The following is a 20,181-nucleotide window of genomic DNA, read 5'->3' as shown; positions in this document are numbered from 1 at the left end:
CTCCCCGAGGCGCTGATACCCTGGTAGCCCGTGGACCGGTGGGCGCTTGACCCCCGAACCGCACCTCCAGATCGCGACCACGGGAGCCCCCTCTTGGCCATGACCGCTGCTTTTCGAAACAGCACAGCCACGACGACCAAGCACATCTTCGTCACTGGGGGTGTCGCTTCCTCGCTCGGCAAGGGCCTGACGGCCTCCAGCCTCGGCATGCTGCTCAAGGCGCGGGGCCTGCGCGTCGTGATGCAGAAGCTCGACCCGTACCTCAACGTCGACCCGGGCACGATGAACCCCTTCCAGCACGGTGAGGTGTTCGTCACCAACGACGGCGCCGAGACCGACCTGGACATCGGCCACTACGAGCGTTTCCTCGACCGGGACCTCGACGGCTCCGCCAACGTCACCACCGGCCAGGTGTACAACACGGTGATCGCCAAGGAGCGGCGCGGTGAGTACCTGGGCGACACCGTGCAGGTCATCCCGCACATCACCAACGAGATCAAGCACCGCATCCGCCGCATGGCGACGGACGAGGTCGACGTCGTGATCACCGAGGTCGGTGGCACGGTCGGCGACATCGAGTCGCTGCCGTTCCTGGAGACGGTCCGCCAGGTCCGTCACGAGGTCGGCCGGGACAACGTGTTTGTGGTGCACATCTCGCTCCTGCCGTACATCGGCCCCTCGGGGGAGCTGAAGACGAAGCCGACCCAGCACTCGGTTGCGGCTCTTCGCAACATCGGTATCCAGCCGGACGCCATCGTGCTGCGGTCCGACCGCGAGGTGCCGACCGCGATCAAGCGCAAGATCTCGCTGATGTGCGACGTCGACGAAGCCGCCGTGGTCGCCTGCCCCGACGCCCGCTCGATCTACGACATCCCGAAGACCGTGCACAGCGAGGGCCTGGACGCCTATGTCGTCCGCAAGCTGGACCTGCCCTTCCGGGACGTGGACTGGACGACCTGGGACGACCTGCTCGACCGCGTTCACAACCCCGACCACGAGATCACCCTCGCCCTGGTCGGCAAGTACATCGACCTGCCCGACGCCTACCTCTCGGTCACCGAGGCGCTGCGCGCCGGAGGTTTCGCCAACAAGGCCCGCGTCAAGATCAAGTGGGTCACCTCCGACGACTGCAAGACCCCGGCCGGCGCCGCGGCACAGCTCGCCGACGTGGACGGCATCTGCATCCCGGGCGGCTTCGGCGACCGCGGTGTGCTCGGCAAGGTCGGCGCGATCAAGTACGCCCGCGAGAACAGGATCCCGCTGCTGGGCCTGTGCCTGGGCCTGCAGTGCATCGTGATCGAGGCCGCGCGCAACCTCGCCGACATCCCGGACGCCAACTCCACCGAGTTCGATTCGGCCACCGGCCACCCGGTCATCTCCACGATGGCCGAGCAGCTCGACATCGTCGCCGGTGAGGGCGACATGGGCGGCACCATGCGGCTGGGCATGTACCCGGCCAAGCTCGCCGAGGGCTCCATCGTCCGTGAGGTGTACGACGGCAAGGAGTACGTCGAGGAGCGGCACCGTCACCGTTACGAGGTGAACAACGCCTACCGCGCCGAGCTCGAGAAGAAGGCGGGCATCCTGTTTTCCGGCACTTCGCCGGACGGCAAGCTCGTCGAGTACATCGAGTACCCGCGCGAGGTCCACCCGTATCTGGTGGCCACGCAGGCCCACCCCGAGCTGCGCTCGCGTCCGACCAGGCCGCACCCGCTGTTCGCCGGCCTGGTGAAGGCCGCGGTGGAGCGGCAGAGTTCCAAGTAGCACGACAGTTGTACGGTGGCCGGGGCACACGCATTCAAAGGCGAGTGCCCCGGCTTCTTTTGCGCACGTGGGGAAGGACAGGCGATGACGATCAAGGACGCCCCGGAGGAGTGGGAGATCCGGGCGACGAAGACCCCCTTCGTGGGCAACAAGACCTCCGTCCGCACGGACGAGGTGGTCATGCCCGACGGATCGGTGGCCGGTCGCGACTACCAGGTCCACCCCGGTTCCGTGGCCGTCCTCGCCCTCGACGACGAGGACCGGGTCCTGCTCATCCGGCAGTACCGGCACCCCGTACGGCAGAAGCTGTGGGAGATCCCGGCGGGGCTCCTCGACGTGCCGGGTGAGAATCCGCTGCACGCGGCCCAGCGGGAGCTGTACGAGGAGGCGCACGTCAAGGCGGAGGACTGGCGGGTGCTGACGGACGTCTACACCTCGCCGGGAGGCTGTGACGAGGCGATCCGGATCTTCCTGGCCCGGGGGCTGTCCGAGGCCGACGGCGAGCGCTTCGAGGTCGAGCACGAGGAGATCGACCTGGAGTACGCGCGCGTGCCGGTCGCCGAGCTGGTGCGGGGGGTGCTGGCGGGGGAGCTGCACAACAACTGCCTCGTCGTGGGTGTGCTGTCGCTGGTCGCCGCGCGGGCCTCCGGCGGGTTGGACGGGTTGCGGCCGGCTGAGGCGGAGTGGCCTGCGCGGCCTTTCGAGGCGTGACGGTTGTTCCGGGACTCGCCGTTGTCCCCCGGGCGCCCCTTTGGGGGGCACCACCGTGCCGTAGTTCCTATGATCCGTTGATCCGATCAGGGGACTCTTCGGCCTCTACCGTCGTGCTCCACCAGGAACGTTGCACAGGGTGAACTAGGCTCTGAAAAGCCCGAACCGGGGTCACCGGCGGGCTTTGCGCGTGCGGTGGGACGGGAGTGTGGCCCGTGACGGATCAGGCGGTGGACGCAGGCGGCGTACGGCTGTCCGGCGAAGGCCAATTCCTGGGGCGGACGCGGGAGTTGAAGGAGCTGCGCGCCGACATCGAGCGCGCGGGCCTCGACACGCTGTCCGGCCGGAAGGCACCCCGCGCGCGCGTACTGCTCATCGCTGGGCGCCCCGGATCCGGCCGTACCGCACTCGCCGAGGAACTCGTCCGGGCGGTCGCTGACCGTTACGATGACGGGGTGCTGCGGGTCCGGCTGAGCGAGCCCGACGGCACCCCCGTACCGGTCGGGAACGCCGCCCGGGAACTGCTCACCGCGCTCGACGTCCAGGCACCCGCCGGTGCCGCCGAGGACGACCTCACGGCAGTGCTGCGGGAGGCCTTGGCCGGCCGTCGCGCGCTGGTGCTGCTCGATGACGCGGTGGCCGCGGAACAAGTGGACGCCCTGCTTCCGGATACCCCGGAGTGCCTGGTCGTGGCCGTATCGGGAGGTCCGCTGACCGGGATCGCGGATGTCCGTCCGTGCACGCTCGGCGGGCTCGACACCAAGTCCGCGCTGGATCTGCTGTCCCGGCACACCGGGTCGGTGCGCATCACCGTGGACCCCCGTGCCGCCGAGGGACTCGTCGAGGAGTGCCAGGGCCACCCCGCCGCGCTGATGCTGGCCGGGGGCTGGCTCGCCACCCGCCCCAAGGCGGCCGTCGCCGATCTGGCCAAGCAGCTGCATGCGGAGAGTGACGAGGCGAGCCCGCTCAGCCGGGTCTTCAAACTCGTCTACACCTCCCTGCCCGCCGCGGCCGCCCGCACCCTGCGACTGCTCTCGCTCGCCCCGGCCGGCCTCCTCGACCCGCACACCGCCTCCGCGCTGGCCGGCTGCTCGGTGGCCGGCGCCCGCTCCACCCTGGACGACTTCGTCGCACTCGGACTGCTGCACGCCGTGGACTCACCGCTGCCGCAGTACGAGGTACCCGGCTGCCTGTACCCCCTGCTCAAGGCACTCGCCGACACCCAGGACCGCCCGGCCGAGCTCCAGCTGGCCCGCGCCCGCATGCTCGAGCGGACCGTACGGCTGCTCCAGTCCTCCCGCGCGATCACCGAGACCGACAGCGCCGAGGCCCGCGAGAAGCTCCAGGGCATGCCGCCCTCGGTGCGCTTCCCGACCCCCAGGGCCGCCGAGGACTGGCTGCGCGTCCGCCGGCCGGCCCTGCTCGCCGCGGCCCGCCTCGCGGTCGCCGACGGGGAGCTGGACACCCTGGCCAGGCGCCTGATGTCGCAGCTCGTGCGCGCGATGGTGGCCCACTTCGGGATGCAGGCCGCCGCCTCCGACCTCTACGACATCCACGGCCTCGTCCTCGACGTGGCCGAGCGGCGTGCCCTGCCCCGCGAGAAGGCCGCCGCCCTGCTGAACCTCGCCGACCTGGACGCCCGGACCGGCCGCACCCGGGAGGCACTCGCGCGCTATCGGGCGGCCCTGGACGCCGGACGGGAGGCGAACGACCCGTATGCGACCGGCCGCGCGATGGAATCCGTAGGCGGCGCGCATCTGGAGCTCGGGGACTACGACCGGGCCGCCGACTGGTTCGGCCGGGCCCTGGCCCAGCGGCTGGCCCGGGGCGAGCGCGCGGAGGCCGCCCGGCTGTACGGCCGTATCGCCGCCGCGCACACCTACGCCGGCCGCTACGGCGAGGCGGCCAGGAACTGGCGGGCCGCGCTCGGCGGGCACCGCAAGGACGGCGATGTCGCCGCCCACGCACGCGCGTTGAGCGAACTCGCCCGGGTCCAGGAGTACGCCGGACACCCCGAGGAGTCGCTGCGCACCTGCCAGGAGGCCGTGGACTGGGCTCGGCGCGCCGAGGACGTCCGGCTGCAGGCCGCGCTCCAGCTGCGGCTCGCGGACACCCTGGACCGCCTCGGCGATCCCGCCGCCGCTCAGCTGCACCGCGGCGCCGCGGAACGTCTGCTGGGTGAGGAGCTTTCCCAGGGGGAACCCGGGTCCCAGCAGGCTGAGGAACCGAAACAAGACGCTGACGCCTGCGAAATCCGTAGTACATCCGCAGAAGATTGATGCAATGGAAGGCTAGACAGCGGGAACACCTTCATTAGACTGGCTCTGCCGCACCTTCTCCTGCGGTGTCTCCTGGTGTGCTCAAGCATGCCCGGGTATGTGTTGTATTGCCCTACACACTCTGAGCCAAGGACCGTGATCCACGTGAAGGTCGGCATCCCCCGCGAGGTCAAGAACAACGAGTTCCGGGTGGCCATCACCCCCGCCGGTGTGCACGAGCTGGTACGCCACGGCCACCAGGTCGTCATCGAGCGCGGCGCCGGCGTCGGCTCCTCCATCCCGGACGAGGAGTACGTCGCCGAGGGCGCCCGGATCCTGGACACCGCCGACGAGGTGTGGGCCACCGCCGACCTGCTGCTGAAGGTCAAGGAGCCCGTCGCCGAGGAGTACCACCGCCTGCGCAAGGACCAGACGCTCTTCACCTACCTGCACCTGGCCGCCTCCAAGGCGTGCACCGACGCGCTCATCGAGTCCGGCACCACCGCGATCGCCTACGAGACCGTCGAGCTGCCCTCCCGCGCGCTCCCGCTGCTCGCCCCGATGTCCGAGGTTGCGGGCCGGCTGGCCCCGCAGGTCGGCGCCTACCACCTGATGCGCTCGGTCGGCGGCCGCGGTGTCCTGCCCGGCGGTGTCCCCGGCACCCAGCCCGCGCGGGCCGTCGTCATCGGCGGCGGTGTCTCCGGCTGGAACGCCACGCAGATCGCCGTCGGCATGGGCTTCCACGTCACGCTGCTCGACCGCGACATCAACAAGCTGCGCGAGGCCGACAAGGTCTTCGGCACCAAGGTCCGGGCGATCATGTCCAACGCCTTCGAGCTGGAGAAGGCCGTCCTGGACGCCGACCTCGTCATCGGCGCGGTGCTCATCCCGGGCGCCAAGGCTCCGAAGCTGGTCACCAACGAACTCGTGGCGCGGATGAAGCCCGGAAGTGTCCTTGTCGACATCGCGATCGACCAGGGCGGCTGCTTCGAGGACTCCCGTCCCACCACCCACGCCGAGCCGACCTTCCAGGTCCACGACTCGGTCTTCTACTGCGTCGCCAACATGCCCGGCGCGGTTCCCAACACCTCCACCTACGCGCTCACCAACGCCACGCTGCCCTACATCATCGAACTGGCCGACCGGGGCTGGGTGGAGGCGCTGCGCCGCGATCCCGCGCTCGCCAGGGGTCTCAACACCCATGACGGCAAGGTCGTTTACCGGGAGGTCGCGGAGGCCCACGGCCTGGAGCACCTGGAGCTCGAGACGCTGCTCGGCTGAGCTTGTGACCTGCTCCGACAGCTAAGTCACCTTTTCGTAAAGGCGATACGTCAACAAGGCGCGTCAACGACGCACAGGCGGCCGGACCTTGCCCCACAAGGTCCGGCCGGATGTGTGTATGGTCACTTTGCGACTCTCGGTCAACTCGCGTCGAACGTAACCCTTGAACCGATTCGTACACCGGCGAAACCTGCCGTGCGACTGCCGTACGCCCTTGACAGCGTGATGTTTCATTGCCGACACATCCTGCCGGGTCCGGCGGATTGTGTTGCTGTGAACACCCGACACGCCATAGAGTCGCCAACCGTCGGCATGGTGCCACGCTGACCTTGTCTAGAAGTTTCCTGGTCTCCAAGGAGGTAAGACGACTTGTGAATGAGTCGACATTTTCTCCCGGGGGTGGTCAACCAGGAATGCCTGCCGGGGCCCAGAGCCCCGCGGGGTTCGAGGCTGTCGGCTCCGTCGCGGTGCGCACCTTCGCAGCCCGTCAGAGTCCGCCGACCGTGCGGACAGCACACCAGAGCATGGATGGCCATCACGTGAACGCCATGGCCGGCGACGGAAGTGGCGCGCCCCACAACCACTTCGCCGACTACGACGAACTGCCCGAGGGGCACTTCTACGACCCCGACGCCGAGTACGAGCCGGATCCGGAGTACGCGGCGACGCTCGCGCCCGACGCGGCCCGCCAGCGCCGTGAGCGCGTGGGCCCGACCGGGCGGCCGCTGCCGTACTTCCCGATCCCGGGCCCGCTGACCGACCACGGCCCCGCGAAGATCATCGCGATGTGCAACCAGAAGGGCGGCGTGGGCAAGACGACGTCGACCATCAACCTGGGTGCCGCGCTCGCGGAGTACGGCCGACGCGTGCTGCTCGTGGACTTCGACCCGCAGGGCGCGCTGTCGGTGGGTCTCGGTGTCAACCCGATGGAGCTCGACCTCACCGTCTACAACCTGCTCATGGAGCGGGGCATGGCGGCGGACGAGGTCCTGCTGAAGACCGCGGTCCCCAACATGGACCTGCTGCCGAGCAATATCGACTTGTCGGCGGCGGAGGTCCAGCTGGTCTCCGAGGTCGCCCGCGAGTCGACATTGCAGCGGGCACTGAAGCCGCTCATGGCCGACTACGACTACATCGTGATCGACTGTCAGCCTTCGCTCGGCCTCCTCACGGTCAACGCCCTGACGGCCGCGCACAAGGTGATAGTGCCTCTGGAGTGCGAGTTCTTCGCCCTGCGTGGTGTCGCACTGCTGACGGAGACCATCGAGAAGGTCCAGGAGCGGCTCAACCCGGAACTGGAGCTCGACGGAATCCTCGCCACGATGTACGACTCGCGCACGGTCCACAGCCGTGAGGTCCTGGCCCGTGTGGTCGAGGCGTTCGACGACCACGTCTACCACACGGTCATCGGGCGCACGGTGCGCTTCCCGGAGACCACGGTCGCCGGTGAGCCGATCACCACGTACGCCTCCAACTCCGTCGGTGCCGCCGCCTATCGCCAGCTCGCCAGGGAGGTGCTCGCCCGGTGTCACGCCGAGTGAGTCTGCCGGGGGCCGACGAACTGTTCCGTACGACAGGGGGGATGGCGCTCCAGGCGTCCACTCCCCGGCGGGGGACCAACGGCGAGGCCCGGGTGCCGGCTCCCGCGGGGGAGTCCGACGGGGCCGGAGCCGAGGACGCGCCGCAGTCCGTGCCCGCGCAGGGCGGGGACGGCGACGGGGCCGAGCATGTGGCGGCCGATGCCGAGTCCGTGGAGGCGGGTGAGTCCCGTCTCCGGGCGGCCGCCGCGGAGCGCACCGCGCGACGTCAGGAGGCGCAGGAAGGTTCTGCCCAGGCCTCCGGCGGGGCGCAGCCGCGCGGCAAGCGCGGCCGGTCGCCCGCCCGGCGGCCCAGTGGGCGCGAACGGCACGACGAGAAGATCACCGTGTACGTGTCGGCTGAGGAGCTCATGGACCTGGAGCACGCCCGTCTCGTGCTCCGGGGCGAGCACGGGCTGGCGGTGGACCGCGGGCGCATCGTGCGCGAGGCGGTCGCCGTGGTGCTGGCTGATCTGGAGTCCCGCGGGGACGCGAGCATTCTCGTCCGCCGGCTGCGTGGGCGGTAGCGGTAGCCTGCGAGGGCTATGACCTCGAACGACGTTCCCCTCGGCTCCGGCGCAACGGCCGGTCGTCGGCGTGTGCTGGGCCGGGGGCCGGGCGCTCCGCGGGGCGAGCAGGGCACGGAGGCGGTGCCCGCTCCTGAGGAGCTGGAGTCCGAGGTCCCGGAGTCCGAGGCGGTTCCTCCGGCCGGGGTGGTCGGGGAACCTGAGCCGGTTGCGGTTGCGGAGGCCGTGCCGGTTTCCGAGGGGCCGGTGGTCGGGGTTCCGCAGGCCGAGGCGGGCTTCGAGCCCGAGCCGGTCCCGGAGCCCGTGACGCTTCCCGAGGCCGAGGCCGAGGCCGAGGCGGAGGCCGTCCCCCAGTCTGTGTCTGAAGAAGAGGGCGAGGGGGAGTCCGGCGGTGTCTTCAAGGTCCGGCTCGCCAACTTCGAGGGGCCCTTCGATCTTCTCCTCCAGCTGATCTCCAAGCACAAGCTGGACGTCACCGAGGTCGCGCTCTCCAAGGTCACCGACGAGTTCATGACGTACATCCGGGCCATGGGGCCGGACTGGGACCTGGACGAGACGACCGAGTTCCTCGTCGTCGCCGCCACCCTCCTCGATCTGAAGGCGGCCCGGCTGCTGCCCGCCGCACAGGTGGAGGACGAGGCCGACCTGGCGCTCCTCGAAGCCCGGGACCTGCTCTTCGCGCGGCTGCTCCAGTACCGCGCGTACAAGCAGATCGCCGACATCTTCAACCGGCGGCTCGACGAGGAGGCCCGGCGCTACCCCCGTACCGTCGGACTCGAACCGCATCACGCCGATCTGCTGCCCGAGGTCGTCATCAGCATCGGGCCCGAGGGATTCGCGAAGCTCGCCGTGAAGGCGATGCAGCCGAAGCCCAAGCCGCAGGTGTACGTCGACCACATTCACGCGCCCCTGGTGAGCGTCCAGGAGCAGGCGGGGATCGTGGTCGCACGGCTTCGGGAGCTCGGCGAGGCCAGCTTCCGCCTGCTGGTGGAGGACGCCGACGGCACCCTGACCGTCGTGGCGCGCTTCCTGGCGCTGCTGGAGCTGTACCGGGAGAAGGCCGTGGCGCTGGACCAGGAGACCGCGCTCGGAGAGCTGATCGTGCGGTGGACCGGCGGTGAGGGAGAGGCCGAGCCGACGGTGACCGACGAGTTCGACCGGCCGCCCGAGCCGCCCAAGGAGGACAAGGCGTGAACGAGGAGACCACCGGGACCCCGGCGGGACTGCCGGGCGTCGCCGACCTCGATCTGAAGCCGGCGCTGGAGGCCGTCCTGATGGTCGTGGACGAGCCCGCGACCGAGGAGCACCTGTCGAAGATCCTGGAGCGGCCGAAGCGGCAGATCACCAGGGCGCTGCGGGAACTGGCAGGCGAGTACGCCGCACAGGGGCGCGGTTTCGAACTGCGGCACGTCGCGAACGGGTGGCGGTTCTACTCCCGGGCCGCCTACGCCCCGGCCGTGGAACGGTTCGTCCTGGATGGCCAGCAGGCCCGGCTCACCCAGGCCGCGCTGGAGACGCTGGCGGTGGTCGCCTACCGCCAGCCGGTCAGCCGCAGCCGGGTCTCCGCGGTGCGCGGAGTCAACTGTGACGGCGTGATGCGCACCCTTCTCCAACGGGGTCTGGTCGCGGAGGCGGGCACGGAACCCGAAACAGGTGCGATCCTGTACGTGACGACGAACTACTTCCTGGAGCGGATGGGCCTGCGCGGTCTGGACGAGCTCCCGGAGCTCGCGCCCTTCCTCCCGGAGGCGGAGGCGATCGAGGCCGAGACCCAGGAAGGCGTACCGTCGTTCGATCCGGACGCCCCGGATTCCGAGGGCGCAGACGACAAGACGGAACTTTGATGCGAAGCAGCAGCGGCAGGAACAGCAGCGGAAACAACGGCGGGAGCCGTGGTGGCAACAGCGGCGGCCGCGGCGGGAGCAGCGGTGGCCGCGGGGGGAGCGGCGGTGGCCGCGGTAACTTCCGCGGTGCCGGGAACGACCGCGACGACAAGCAGGGCGGCCGGCCGAAGAACCCCCGCCCCGAGGAGCGGCGCTACGACGTGGGCCCCGGCGGGACCCACGACGGACCGAAGACCGGGCGCGGTGCCTCCGCGCGCGGCGGTGCCAAGGGCGGCCCGAAGCAGGGCCAGGGCACCGGGCGCGGCCGTTCGGTGCCGGCGACCTCGCGGGAGTACGAGGCGCGGGCCGAGGAGCGCAACCGGGAGCGGTACGCCGGCAAGAAGGACGTGAAGCCGCCGAAGACCTTCCCGGGCGCCGAGCAGGAGGGCGAGCGGCTCCAGAAGATCCTCGCGCGCGCGGGCTACGGCTCGCGCCGGGCCTGCGAGGAGCTCATCGAGCAGGCGCGGGTCGAGGTCAACGGCGAGATCGTCCTGGAGCAGGGCAAGCGGGTGGACCCGGAGAGGGACGAGGTCAGGGTCGACGGCCTGACCGTGGCGACGCAGTCGTACCAGTTCTTCTCGCTGAACAAGCCCGCCGGTGTCGTCTCGACGATGGAGGACAACGAGGGCCGGCAGTGCCTCGGGGACTACGTCACCAACCGTGAGACGCGGCTCTTCCACGTGGGGCGGCTCGACACCGAGACCGAGGGCGTCATCCTGCTCACCAACCACGGTGAGCTGGCCCACCGGCTGACCCACCCCAAGTACGGCGTGAAGAAGGTCTACCTCGCGCACATCGTGGGCCCGATCCCGCGGGACCTGGGCAAGCAGCTCAAGGACGGCATCCAGCTGGAGGACGGGTACGCGAAGGCGGACCACTTCCGGGTCGTCGAGCAGACCGGCAAGAACTACCTCGTCGAGGTCACCCTCCACGAGGGCCGCAAGCACATCGTGCGCCGGATGCTCGCCGAGGCGGGCTTCCCGGTCGACAAGCTGGTGCGGGTCGCCTTCGGCCCCATCACCCTGGGCGACCAGAAGTCGGGCTGGCTGCGGCGGCTGTCCAACACCGAGGTCGGCATGCTGCTGAAGGAAGTCGATCTGTAGTCCCGCGTCCCCCACGCGTGCACGTGCGGCCGGTTCCGGAGTTCTCCGGGACCGGCCGATGCGTTTTCGCCCTCCCGCCGGTCTGTATCGATGACGGAGGGAGTGGGGATGGAGGGAGTGGGGATGGACGCGAGAAACGCACACCGTGACGAGACGGGTCCGGCAGCACTGGAGGGCCCTGTGCGGCCTTCGTGGCCTCGTCGGGCGCCAGGGGGCCAGGAGGCGTCTGCGAGGCCGCTGAGCGGCTGCTGCGGCGACCTGGCGGAGGTGCTGTCATGAGCGCGGGGGAGTTGTTGGAGCGTTCGCTCGCCTACGCGCTGGGGAGCGTGGCGGCGTCGCGGCGCGTGGATCTCGGCACGGGTACGCCGTGCGCCGAGTGGGATCTGGGCGAGCTGCTGGGACATCTCGACGACTCGCTGGACGCGCTGTACGAGGGGCTGAGCGGCGGGCGGATCGGACTGCTCCCGCAGGCCGACCGGGTCTGCGGCTTCCGCACACGCGCGTGTGCCGTGCTCGGCGCCTGGGCCGCCGGGCCGCCCGAGGGCGTGCTGGTGGGCGAACGCCCGCTGGACGTACGGGTGATGGCCGCCGTCGGTGCTGTCGAGATCACCGTCCACGGGTGGGACGTGGCCCGGTCCTGCGGACGGTCGCGGCCCATTCCGGAGGGCCTCGCGGCAGAACTCCTGTCCGTCGCCCAGCGTGTGGTGGGGGAGGAGGACCGGGGTGTGCGGTTCGCCGAACCGGTCCCCGTACCTTCCGGTGCGCGGCCTGAGACGCGGCTTCTCGCCTTTCTGGGGCGGCACTTCCAGGGACTTGTGGAAGACCCTCGCGTCTCTTTATAGTCGTAACGACTATTAGTCGGCTGACCATAAAGGGGGCGAGCGCGAGTGGACTACGACAAGTACGCCCACGAACCCTTCGCCGTCACCGTCGACCTCGCCGTCCTCACCGTCGCCGAAGGCGCCCTGCACGCGCTGCTCGTGGAGCGGGGGCAGGAGCCGTACGCCGGACACTGGGCGTTGCCCGGCGGGTTCGTGCACCCGGACGAGTCCGCGGAGACGGCGGCCCGGCGTGAACTCGCCGAGGAGACCGGGCTGTCGGACCTCTCGGGGCTGCATCTGGAGCAGCTGCGGACCTACAGCGAGCCCGACCGCGACCCCCGGATGCGGGTCGTCTCCGTCGCCTTCGCCGCGCTGCTGCCCGACCCTCCCGAGCCGCACGGCGGCAGCGACGCGGCCGAGGCCCGCTGGGTGGCGTACGACAAGGCGGGACCGCTCGCCTTCGACCACGACCGCATCCTGGCCGACGCCCACGAACGCGTCGGCGCCAAGCTCGAGTACACCTGCCTCGCCACCGCCTTCTGCCCGCCCGAGTTCACCCTCGGGGAGCTCCAGCAGGTGTACGAGACCGTGTGGGGCACCACGCTCGACCGGCCCAACTTCCGCCGCAAGGTGCTCGCCACGCCCGGCTTCGTCGAGGCCGTCCCCGGTGCCGCGCGGCTGACCGGCGGCCGCGGCAAACCGGCCGCGCTCTACCGCGCGGGACCGGCCACCACCCTGCACCCCCCTCTCCTCCGCCCGTCCCCGGAAGGACGCCCCGCATGACCACGATCCTGACCAAACGCGCCGCCACCGGCACCCTCGTCGGCCTCGCCCTCGGGGACGCCCTCGGTTTCCCGACCGAGTTCAACGACGTGCCGTCGATCCTCGCCAAGTGCGGGCCGTGGCGGGAGATGGAGCTGCGGACCCCGGCGATCGTCAGCGACGACACGCAGATGACGCTGGCGGTGGGCAGGGGGCTGCGGACGGCGATGGACCGGGGTGTGGTCGAGCCCAAGAGGCTGGCGCGGCCCCTGCGGGAGGAGTTCGTGGACTGGTACCAGTCGCCGGAGAACAACCGGGCGCCGGGGAACACCTGTCTGCGGGCCTGCGCACTGCTCAAGAACGAGCAACTGCCCTGGCAGGAGGCCAGCCAGATCAACTCCAAGGGCTGCGGCGCCAACATGCGCGTCGCGCCCGTCGGACTCGTCCCCGGGCTCAGTGACGAACAGCGGGCGGGCGCCGCTCAGTTGCAGGCCGCGCTCACCCACGGGCACCCGACGGGGCTCGCCGCGTCCGACCTCACCGCGCGTGCCGTACGGCTGCTCGCATTGGGCACCGGGCCCGACGAACTCGTCGGGTTGCTGCGGTCGTACGCCCTGGCGAACCGGGGCCAGTACCACGAGCGCTGGCTCGGCGACCTGTGGGCGAGGAGCCAGGACCCGACGCCGGGGCAGTTCATCGCGCGCGGCTGGGACGAGTGCCTGGCAGTCCTCGACCGGCTCGACCACGCCGTGCGCACCGCCTCGCCGGAGGAGGACCCCTGCCTGGCCACCGGGGCGGGCTGGATCGCCGAAGAGGCCCTGGCCACCGGGTTGTTGTGCTTCCTCCAGTTCCCCGAGGAGCCGCTGACGGCCCTGCGGCGGGCCGCGTGCAGCTCCGGCGACTCCGACTCGATCGCCTGCCTGACGGGCGCCTTCGCGGGCGCCCATCTGGGAGCGGACGCCTGGCCGGTGGAATGGGCCGACCGGATCGAGTACGGCAGTGAACTGGTGACGCTCGGCGCGCTCTGGGACGCCTAGAGCCGTTCTGCGTGCTAGGCGAGCTGGATCGAGTCGCCGCTGACCTTGATCTGCTTCTCGGGCAGCGGCTTGTCGGCCGGCGGGTTGGCCACCGAGCCGTCCGTGATGTGGAACTTGCTGCCGTGGCAGGGGCAGTTGATGGTGCCGTCGGACACGCTGGTCACCTGGCAGCCCTGGTGGGTGCAGATGTCCGAGAAGGCCTTGAACTCGCCCTTTTTCGGCTGGGTGACGACCACCTTCTCGTCCTTGAAGATCTTCCCGCCGCCGACCGGGATCTCGCTCGTCTTCGCCAGTTCGGTGCCGGCCTGCACCGAACTGGACCCGGAGTCGCCGTTCTCGTTGCCGTACTCGCCGCAGCCGACGGTCAGCGCGGCCGCGCCCGTCGTGAGAAGGACCGTGCGCCGCGTCGGGCTGTGCGTCATGTCGTGACTCCGAAGGTGCGGAAGAACCAGAGGGCGGACGTCAGCCAGAGGATCGTGAGCGCGGTGAAGACGAGCCCGCCGACGATCGGCAGCAGCCATCCGGGAAGTCGCTCCCAGCGGAGCAGCAGCATCTTGGCACTGAAGACACCGAAGAAGAAGCAACCGAAGAGGGAGTGCCACAGAACGCGTGATTCGTACGACTGGAAGCCCAGCGCGTACAGGCAGTGCACGGCGACCGGCACCGCGACGAGGAACGCCGCTCGGCCGGACCAGCGGTGCAGGGTGGCGGACCAGCTCGGGCCCGGCAGCTTGCCGTACACCATCAGGGCCGAGACGAGCTGCACGAGCGCGAAGAAGAACGCGACCGTGGCGAGCCATGACTTCACCGCACCGGTGCTGCTGAAGCCGGCGAGGTTGAAGGCCGTGCCCGTCGGGTCGTGGACCTTGCCGTAGGCGCCCAGGGCGACCGCCACCGCGGCGGCGACCAGGGCCGGGATCAGATAGCGGGCCGCACCGGGGCCGCGCTCGGGTTCGGGCGAGGGCCAGCTCTGGGTGGCCGCGTTCGGGTCGACGGTCATGATCGGCTCCTAAGGGCCCTGGGTCAGGGGGTTGCCGGGCGGGCTGTGAGCCGCTGTCCGTCGACCGTCACCGCACCGGTCTCCGGGTCGATCTCCGGCGCCGGGGAGGGCTTGCCGTCGCGCCTCAGGATGCCGACCTGTTCGCCGTCCGGAAGGACGATCCAGCCGCCTTCGACCTTCGCGCCGGCCACCGTGCTGTTCGCCCGGTAGAGCCCGGACGACTTCTTCGTCCTGCCGATGGTGAAGGCGTAGCTCCCGTTGCCGACCTCGGCCGTGCCGCGGATCTCCTTGGTGCCCTGCACCCTGCCCTCCAGGCTCGCGCCGCCCTTGCCGGTGAGCCGCAGGCTGCCGTCGTCCTTCACGTCGCCCCGGAGCCACGACTCGACGTTGTGGCCGTCGCAGACGTACGCGATCGCCTTGTCGTCGCGCACGGTGATCGCGACCGCGGAGGAGTCGTCGTCGGTACGGCCCGTGTAGACGCCCTCGGGCACCGGGGTCCGGGTCGGGGACTTGCTCGGCGGCGCGGACGTCTGTGCCGGTGCGGTGCTCGGTGACGCCTTGGTGCTGGGCGACGACTTCCCGGAGCCCGGCGGCTTGACGTACGACGACGTGGGTTTCTCGCCCGTGGTGGCGTTGAGCGAGAGCATGAACAGGCCGAGCAGCAATCCCGCGAGCAGTGTCAGCAGCGGTCCGGAACGCTTCATGTAAGGGGCCTCCCCCGAGGCGAGTGTCCTGCCATCAGAGCGGACCCCGGGGCCCGAGTCCAGGGGCGCACGGGTGTGTTTTCACCCGAAGTAGCGGAACTGCGACGTTCGGGTGACATTGCCACGGTCCGGGACGCCATCTCAGGACGCGGGCGCCGCGCACCCGTGCCGCACGGGCTGACTAGGCTGGTCGTACGAAGAGCCGGGTTGTGCATCAGCAACATCAGCAAGCATCAGCGAGGAGCAATGCCGTGGCGGTACGAGCGGTCCGGGGCGCCGTCCAACTCGAACAGGACGAGGCCGGCCACATGGACGAGCAGGTCGGGGCGCTGCTCACCGCCATCATGGAGCGGAACGAGCTGACCGCCGACGACCTGATCAGCATCTGGTTCACGGCCACGCCCGACCTGCACAGCGACTTCCCGGCCGCCGCGGCCCGCAAGCTCGGCATCGTCGACGTACCGCTGATCTGCGCGCAGGAGCTGGACATCGAGGGTGCCATGCCCCGGGTCGTCCGGGTGCTCGCCCACATCGAGTCCGACCGGCCCCGCGCCGACATCGCGCACGTCTACCTCGGCGCCGCGGCCGCCCTGCGCAAGGACATCGCCCAGTGAGGACCGCACTCGTCATCGGGACCGGGCTCATCGGGACGTCCGCCGCGCTGGCACTGGCGGGACGGGGCGTCACCGTCCATCTCGCCGACCACGACCCCGAGCAGGCCCGCACGGCCGCCGCGCTCGGCGCCGGCACGGACGAGGTGCCGGAGGGGCCCGTCGACCTCGCGATCGTCGCCGCGCCGCCCGCGCACGTGGCCGCGGTGCTCGCCGACGCCATGCGACGGGGCGTGGCCCGCGGGTACATCGACGTGGCCAGCGTGAAGGGCGGGCCGCGTCGGGAGCTGGAGGGGCTGGGACTCGACCTCTCCGCGTACATCGGTACGCATCCGATGTCCGGGCGGGAGAAGTCCGGGCCGCTGGCCGCCTCCGGGGACCTCTTCGAGGGGCGGCCCTGGGTGCTGACCCCGACCCGGGACACCGACACCGAGGTGCTGAACCTCGCACTGGAGCTGGTCTCGCACTGCCGCGCGGTGCCGGTGGTCATGGACGCCGACGCCCACGACCGTGCCGTGGCGCTCGTCTCGCACATGCCGCATCTGGTCTCCAGCATGGTCGCCGCGCGGCTCGAGCACGCCGAGGAGGCCGCCGTACGGCTGTGTGGCCAGGGGATCCGTGATGTGACCCGGATCGCCGCGTCAGACCCCGACATGTGGATCGACATCCTCTCCGCGAATCCGGGGCCGGTGGCCGATCTGCTCACCGATGTGGCCGGGGACCTCGAGGAGACGGTGCGGGCGCTGCGGGCGCTCCAGTCCGCCGACGAGGCCAAGCGGGACGAGGGCGCGTCGGGGATCGAGGACATGCTGCGGCGGGGGAACGCCGGGCAGGTGCGGGTGCCCGGCAAGCACGGGTCCGCTCCTCGGGTGTACGAGGTCGTGGCCGTGCTCATCGACGACCAGCCGGGGCAGCTGGCCCGGATCTTCGCGGACGCGGGGCGGGCCGGGGTCAACATCGAGGACGTGCGGATCGAGCACGCGACAGGCCAGCAGGCCGGTCTGGTGCAGCTGATGGTGGAGCCGTCGGCCGGACCGGTGCTGTCGGCGTCGCTGCGGGAGCGGGGCTGGGCCATCCGGCAGTAGGGCGGACGGGCCGGGAGCGCCCGGCCGGCGTCGGTCGGGCACGCGTCCGGACGAGTGACGCGCACCCAGTAACCTTGTGCGGGGCACAGTCGCGCCCCCACACCACTCGCCAGACCGCACCCGAAAGGTGTCCCCCCGTGGAAAACGGCGCCGCCCAGCCCGTGATTGTCGCCATCGACGGCCCCTCCGGCACGGGTAAGTCGAGCACCTCGAAGGCTGTCGCCGCGCAGCTGGGGCTGAGCTACCTGGACACCGGGGCCCAGTACCGGGCGATCACCTGGTGGATGGTGACCAACGGGATCGACATCGACGACCCGTCCGCGATCGCCGCCGTGGCGGGCAAGGCGGAGATCGTCTCGGGCACCGATCCGCAGAACCCGACGATCACGGTCGACGGAACCGATGTGGCCGGTCCCATCCGGAGCCAGGAGGTCACCTCCAAGGTCAGCGCCGTGAGCGCCGTACCCGAGGTGCGGGCCCGGATCACCGAGCTGCAGCGCTCGCTCGCCACCTCCGCGGAGAAGGGCATCGTCGTCGAGGGCCGGGACATCGGTACGACCGTGCTGCCCGACGCCGACCTCAAGGTCTTCCTCACCGCCTCGCCGGAGGCCCGCGCGGCCCGCCGCAGCGGCGAGCTGAAGGGCGCCGACGTACACGCCACCCGTGAGGCCCTGATCAAGCGGGACGCGGCCGACTCCAGCCGGAAGACCTCGCCGCTCGCCAAGGCGGACGACGCGGTCGAGGTGGACACCACCGAGCTCACCCTCGCGCAGGTCATCGAGTGCGTCGTCACCCTCGTCGAGGAGAAGCGGGCCGGGAAGTGACCGTTCCTTCCGAGAAGGGTGCCGAGGTCGGCCGGCGCATCGGCGTCGGGCTGATGTACGGGCTGTGGAAGCCGCGGGTGCTCGGCGCCTGGCGGATGCCCGCGACCGGGCCCGTGATCCTCGCCGTGAACCACTCCAACATCCTCGACGGCCCGATGGTCATGGGCGTGTCACCCAGGCCGACGCACTTCCTGATCAAGAAGGAGGCGTTCATCGGACCGCTGGACCCCTTCCTGATCGGCATCGGGCAGGTCAAGGTGGACCGCTCGGGCGCCGACCGCGGGGCGATCACCCAGGCGCTCGACGTCCTCAAGACCGGCGGGGTCCTCGGTATCTTCCCGGAGGGCACCCGGGGCGAGGGCGACTTCGCCTCCCTGCGGGCCGGGCTCGCGTACTTCGCGGTGCGCACCGGTGCGCCGGTCGTCCCGGTCGCGGTTCTGGGAAGCTCCGAGAAGCCGGGACGGTTGATAAAGGGGCTGCCTCCACTGCGCAGCCGCGTCGACGTCGTCTACGGCGACCCCTTCGAGGCGGGCGACGGCAGCGGACGGCGCACCCGCAAGGCGCTCGACGAGGCGACCGAGCGCATCCAGAAGCAGCTCAGCACCCACCTGCAAAACGCCAGGCGCCTGACCGGGCGCTAGGCGACACTGAGTAGTGGACCGATCCGGCGAAAGGGCCGTCGGTCCACCGATCACCACGATGAACGAGGTACGCACTTCATGAACGACCACATCCACTCCGAGGGCTCGGGCGAGGAGCACGACCACGGGGCGCTTGGCGATGCCGAGTACGCGGAGTTCATGGAGCTCGCCGCGGAAGAGGGCTTCGACCCCGAGGACATCGAGGGTGCCATCGAGGCGGCCGGCCACGGCCCGCTGCCGGTGCTCGCCGTCGTCGGGCGCCCGAACGTCGGCAAGTCGACTCTGGTGAACCGCATCATCGGGCGCCGTGAGGCCGTCGTGGAGGACAAGCCCGGCGTCACCCGCGACCGCGTCACCTACGAGGCCGAGTGGGCGGGGCGCCGCTTCAAGGTCGTCGACACCGGCGGCTGGGAGCAGGACGTCCTCGGCATCGACGCCTCCGTGGCCGCGCAGGCCGAGTACGCGATCGAGGCCGCCGACGCCGTCGTGTTCGTCGTGGACGCCAAGGTGGGTGCCACCGACACCGACGAGGCGGTCGTACGGCTGCTGCGCAAGGCCGGCAAGCCGGTCGTGCTGGCGGCCAACAAGGTCGACGGCCTGAGCGGCGAGTCCGACGCGGCGTACCTGTGGTCCCTGGGCCTCGGTGAGCCGCACCCCGTCTCCGCGCTGCACGGCCGGGGCACCGGCGACATGCTCGACGCCGTTCTGGAGGCGCTGCCGGAGGCGCCCGAGCAGACCTTCGGCACCGGAGTCGGCGGCCCCCGCCGGATCGCGCTGATCGGCCGCCCGAACGTCGGCAAGTCCTCGCTGCTGAACAAGGTGGCGGGCGAGGAGCGGGTCGTCGTCAACGAGATCGCCGGCACCACCCGCGACCCGGTCGACGAGCTGATCGAACTCGGCGGTGTCATCTGGAAGTTCGTCGACACCGCGGGTATCCGCAAGCGGGTCCACCTCCAGCAGGGCGCCGACTACTACGCCTCGCTGCGCACCGCCGCCGCCGTCGAGAAGGCCGAGGTGGCGGTCATCCTGATCGACGGCTCCGAGTCCATCTCGGTGCAGGACCAGCGGATCGTCACGATGGCCGTCGAGGCGGGCCGCGCGATCGTCCTCGCCTACAACAAGTGGGACACCCTCGACGAGGAGCGCCGCTACTACCTGGAGCGGGAGATCGAGACCGAGCTCGGCCAGGTCGCCTGGGCGCCGCGGGTGAACGTCTCGGCGAAGACCGGCCGTCACATGGAGAAGCTGGTCCCCGCGATCGAGACGGCGCTGGCGGGCTGGGAGACACGGGTCCCGACGGGCCGCCTGAACGCCTTCCTCGGCGAGCTGGTCGCCGCCCACCCGCACCCGATCCGGGGCGGCAAGCAGCCGCGCATCCTCTTCGGCACCCAGGCCGGCACCAAGCCGCCGCGGTTCGTGCTGTTCGCCTCCGGGTTCATCGAGGCGGGCTACCGGCGCTTCATCGAGCGCCGGCTGCGCGAGGAGTTCGGCTTCGACGGCACCCCGATCCACATCTCGGTGCGGGTGCGCGAGAAGCGCGGCGCGAAGAAGAAGTGACGTACCGGCAGTGACGGACACATGAGGAAGGGCGG

Annotated in this window: 20 protein-coding genes; 17 read left to right on the top strand and 3 right to left on the bottom strand. The window is 70.7% G+C overall.

Annotated features, from left to right (window positions below; all coding sequences use genetic code 11):
• The first annotated feature begins 99 nt into the window (after nucleotides 1–99).
• The 12 genes from ACGFWE_RS38580 to ACGFWE_RS38525 all read left to right on the top strand — a co-directional run bounded on the left by ACGFWE_RS38580 (nucleotide 100) and on the right by ACGFWE_RS38525 (nucleotide 13,724).
• Complete coding sequence (locus ACGFWE_RS38580; protein WP_352390818.1) at nucleotides 100–1,764, top strand: CTP synthase; 1,665 nt, start codon at nucleotides 100–102, stop codon at nucleotides 1,762–1,764.
• A gap of 84 nt (nucleotides 1,765–1,848) precedes the next feature.
• Nucleotides 1,849–2,475: an NUDIX hydrolase gene (locus ACGFWE_RS38575; protein WP_352390819.1), complete on the top strand. Its 627-nt coding sequence runs from the start codon at nucleotides 1,849–1,851 to the stop codon at nucleotides 2,473–2,475.
• A 215-nt stretch (nucleotides 2,476–2,690) separates the two neighbouring features.
• Nucleotides 2,691–4,754, top strand: a complete 2,064-nt coding sequence (locus tag ACGFWE_RS38570) for a tetratricopeptide repeat protein (protein WP_352390820.1) — start codon at nucleotides 2,691–2,693, stop codon at nucleotides 4,752–4,754.
• 144 nt (nucleotides 4,755–4,898) lie between these two features.
• Nucleotides 4,899–6,014: an alanine dehydrogenase gene (gene ald / locus ACGFWE_RS38565; RefSeq protein WP_393604878.1), complete on the top strand. Its 1,116-nt coding sequence runs from the start codon at nucleotides 4,899–4,901 to the stop codon at nucleotides 6,012–6,014.
• Between the two features lie 413 nt (nucleotides 6,015–6,427).
• Nucleotides 6,428–7,555: a ParA family protein gene (locus ACGFWE_RS38560; protein WP_352390821.1), complete on the top strand. Its 1,128-nt coding sequence runs from the start codon at nucleotides 6,428–6,430 to the stop codon at nucleotides 7,553–7,555.
• Nucleotides 7,540–8,118 (top strand): hypothetical protein, encoded by a 579-nt coding sequence (locus ACGFWE_RS38555; RefSeq protein ID WP_352390822.1) that lies wholly within the window; start codon nucleotides 7,540–7,542, stop codon nucleotides 8,116–8,118. Before ACGFWE_RS38560 ends, ACGFWE_RS38555 begins: the two co-directional genes overlap by 16 nt.
• Nucleotides 8,119–8,136: 18 nt before the next feature.
• Nucleotides 8,137–9,312, top strand: a complete 1,176-nt coding sequence (locus ACGFWE_RS38550; RefSeq protein WP_393604857.1) for a segregation/condensation protein A — start codon at nucleotides 8,137–8,139, stop codon at nucleotides 9,310–9,312.
• Nucleotides 9,309–9,962 carry an SMC-Scp complex subunit ScpB gene (gene scpB / locus ACGFWE_RS38545; RefSeq protein ID WP_352390824.1) on the top strand — a complete coding sequence of 218 codons (654 nt, stop codon included), beginning with the start codon at nucleotides 9,309–9,311 and terminating at the stop codon, nucleotides 9,960–9,962. The genes ACGFWE_RS38550 and scpB overlap by 4 nt, the downstream gene beginning before the upstream one ends.
• Nucleotides 9,962–11,104, top strand: a complete 1,143-nt coding sequence (locus tag ACGFWE_RS38540; RefSeq protein WP_393604855.1) for a pseudouridine synthase — start codon at nucleotides 9,962–9,964, stop codon at nucleotides 11,102–11,104. Before scpB ends, ACGFWE_RS38540 begins: the two co-directional genes overlap by 1 nt.
• Nucleotides 11,105–11,379: 275 nt before the next feature.
• Nucleotides 11,380–11,946 carry a TIGR03086 family metal-binding protein gene (locus tag ACGFWE_RS38535; RefSeq protein WP_393604853.1) on the top strand — a complete coding sequence of 189 codons (567 nt, stop codon included), beginning with the start codon at nucleotides 11,380–11,382 and terminating at the stop codon, nucleotides 11,944–11,946.
• A 45-nt stretch (nucleotides 11,947–11,991) separates the two neighbouring features.
• Nucleotides 11,992–12,708 (top strand): NUDIX domain-containing protein, encoded by a 717-nt coding sequence (locus ACGFWE_RS38530; protein WP_352390827.1) that lies wholly within the window; start codon nucleotides 11,992–11,994, stop codon nucleotides 12,706–12,708.
• Nucleotides 12,705–13,724, top strand: coding sequence for an ADP-ribosylglycohydrolase family protein (locus tag ACGFWE_RS38525; RefSeq protein WP_352390828.1), 1,020 nt, complete (start codon nucleotides 12,705–12,707; stop codon nucleotides 13,722–13,724). Before ACGFWE_RS38530 ends, ACGFWE_RS38525 begins: the two co-directional genes overlap by 4 nt.
• Nucleotides 13,725–13,738: 14 nt before the next feature.
• On the opposite strand, the gene ACGFWE_RS38520 is transcribed toward ACGFWE_RS38525, so the two are convergent.
• From ACGFWE_RS38520 to ACGFWE_RS38510, 3 genes are read right to left on the bottom strand one after another with little or no spacing between them, the layout of a single operon-like run.
• Nucleotides 13,739–14,146 (bottom strand): Rieske (2Fe-2S) protein, encoded by a 408-nt coding sequence (locus ACGFWE_RS38520; RefSeq protein ID WP_352390829.1) that lies wholly within the window; start codon nucleotides 14,144–14,146, stop codon nucleotides 13,739–13,741.
• Nucleotides 14,143–14,724 (bottom strand): DUF6529 family protein, encoded by a 582-nt coding sequence (locus tag ACGFWE_RS38515; protein WP_352390830.1) that lies wholly within the window; start codon nucleotides 14,722–14,724, stop codon nucleotides 14,143–14,145. Before ACGFWE_RS38515 ends, ACGFWE_RS38520 begins: the two co-directional genes overlap by 4 nt.
• Nucleotides 14,725–14,747: 23 nt before the next feature.
• Complete coding sequence (locus tag ACGFWE_RS38510) at nucleotides 14,748–15,428, bottom strand: hypothetical protein (RefSeq protein WP_393604850.1); 681 nt, start codon at nucleotides 15,426–15,428, stop codon at nucleotides 14,748–14,750.
• A gap of 251 nt (nucleotides 15,429–15,679) precedes the next feature.
• Between ACGFWE_RS38510 and aroH the strand changes: the two genes are divergently transcribed.
• From aroH to der, 5 genes are all read left to right on the top strand, one after another.
• Nucleotides 15,680–16,042: a chorismate mutase gene (gene aroH / locus ACGFWE_RS38505; RefSeq protein WP_007381029.1), complete on the top strand. Its 363-nt coding sequence runs from the start codon at nucleotides 15,680–15,682 to the stop codon at nucleotides 16,040–16,042.
• A complete protein-coding gene (locus ACGFWE_RS38500) occupies nucleotides 16,039–17,124 on the top strand; it encodes a prephenate dehydrogenase (RefSeq protein WP_352390832.1) in 1,086 nt (361 codons plus the stop codon). Before aroH ends, ACGFWE_RS38500 begins: the two co-directional genes overlap by 4 nt.
• Before the next feature lie 137 nt (nucleotides 17,125–17,261).
• On the top strand, nucleotides 17,262–17,948 hold the full coding sequence (cmk, locus tag ACGFWE_RS38495; RefSeq protein WP_352390833.1) for a (d)CMP kinase: 687 nt from the start codon (nucleotides 17,262–17,264) through the stop codon (nucleotides 17,946–17,948).
• A complete protein-coding gene (locus ACGFWE_RS38490; RefSeq protein ID WP_393604847.1) occupies nucleotides 17,906–18,589 on the top strand; it encodes a lysophospholipid acyltransferase family protein in 684 nt (227 codons plus the stop codon). The genes cmk and ACGFWE_RS38490 overlap by 43 nt, the downstream gene beginning before the upstream one ends.
• Nucleotides 18,590–18,667: 78 nt before the next feature.
• Nucleotides 18,668–20,146 (top strand): ribosome biogenesis GTPase Der, encoded by a 1,479-nt coding sequence (gene der / locus ACGFWE_RS38485; protein WP_352390834.1) that lies wholly within the window; start codon nucleotides 18,668–18,670, stop codon nucleotides 20,144–20,146.
• The last annotated feature ends 35 nt before the right edge of the window (nucleotides 20,147–20,181 follow it).

The organism is Streptomyces sp. NPDC048523, from assembly GCF_043199815.1.
Taxonomy (GTDB): domain Bacteria; phylum Actinomycetota; class Actinomycetes; order Streptomycetales; family Streptomycetaceae; genus Streptomyces.
This window is presented reverse-complemented; position numbering and strand designations above follow the sequence as displayed.

Excerpts from the sequence above, each read along its gene's own strand:
- ACGFWE_RS38525 (WP_352390828.1), top strand. The coding sequence starts at position 12,705 with ATGACCACGATCCTGACCAAACGCGCCGCCACCGGCACCCTCGTCGGC.
- ACGFWE_RS38560 (WP_352390821.1), top strand. The coding sequence starts at position 6,428 with ATGCCTGCCGGGGCCCAGAGCCCCGCGGGGTTCGAGGCTGTCGGCTCC.
- ACGFWE_RS38510 (WP_393604850.1), bottom strand. The coding sequence starts at position 15,428 with ATGAAGCGTTCCGGACCGCTGCTGACACTGCTCGCGGGATTGCTGCTC.
- ACGFWE_RS38575 (WP_352390819.1), top strand. The coding sequence starts at position 1,849 with ATGACGATCAAGGACGCCCCGGAGGAGTGGGAGATCCGGGCGACGAAG.
- ACGFWE_RS38580 (WP_352390818.1), top strand. The coding sequence starts at position 100 with ATGACCGCTGCTTTTCGAAACAGCACAGCCACGACGACCAAGCACATC.
- ACGFWE_RS38520 (WP_352390829.1), bottom strand. The coding sequence starts at position 14,146 with ATGACGCACAGCCCGACGCGGCGCACGGTCCTTCTCACGACGGGCGCG.
- ACGFWE_RS38550 (WP_393604857.1), top strand. The coding sequence starts at position 8,137 with ATGACCTCGAACGACGTTCCCCTCGGCTCCGGCGCAACGGCCGGTCGT.
- ACGFWE_RS38535 (WP_393604853.1), top strand. The coding sequence starts at position 11,380 with ATGAGCGCGGGGGAGTTGTTGGAGCGTTCGCTCGCCTACGCGCTGGGG.
- ACGFWE_RS38540 (WP_393604855.1), top strand. The coding sequence starts at position 9,962 with ATGCGAAGCAGCAGCGGCAGGAACAGCAGCGGAAACAACGGCGGGAGC.
- ACGFWE_RS38515 (WP_352390830.1), bottom strand. The coding sequence starts at position 14,724 with ATGACCGTCGACCCGAACGCGGCCACCCAGAGCTGGCCCTCGCCCGAA.
- der (WP_352390834.1), top strand. The coding sequence starts at position 18,668 with ATGAACGACCACATCCACTCCGAGGGCTCGGGCGAGGAGCACGACCAC.